Source organism: Vibrio sp. 10N.222.49.C9, from assembly GCF_041474985.1.
Taxonomy (GTDB): Bacteria; Pseudomonadota; Gammaproteobacteria; order Enterobacterales; family Vibrionaceae; genus Vibrio; species Vibrio crassostreae_C.
On the sequence record NZ_JBFRVD010000657.1, the window covers coordinates 1 to 238 of the forward strand.

At 49.2% G+C, this 238-nt stretch carries 1 protein-coding gene and 1 pseudogene; both read right to left on the bottom strand.

The window, feature by feature from the left end; all coding sequences use genetic code 11:
* A pseudogene (locus AB4585_RS24930) lies at window positions 1–124 on the bottom strand (4-hydroxy-3-methylbut-2-en-1-yl diphosphate synthase); the annotation flags it as partial.
* A 2-nt stretch (window positions 125–126) separates the two neighbouring features.
* The coding region (locus AB4585_RS24935; RefSeq protein ID WP_372171437.1) for a RodZ domain-containing protein at window positions 127–238 on the bottom strand (112 nt) is incomplete at its 5' end.

The following is a 238-nucleotide window of genomic DNA, read 5'->3' on the forward strand; positions in this document are numbered from 1 at the left end:
CTACATCTGTAGTGCGGGTGTTCGTCATTGACTGAACGGCAATAGGTGCGCCGTCGCCAACAGGTACGTCGCCTACATAGATGCGAGTCGAAGAACGACGCTTAATTGGAGATTCGTGATGCATAGTTACTCTGCAGTGAAACGTGCTACTTTGCCCGCAGTATACCTAGAAAGGTCGACAGGTTCACCCGAAATTGAGAGTGAAACCGCCTCAGGTGCACCAAGAACAAATTTGAAT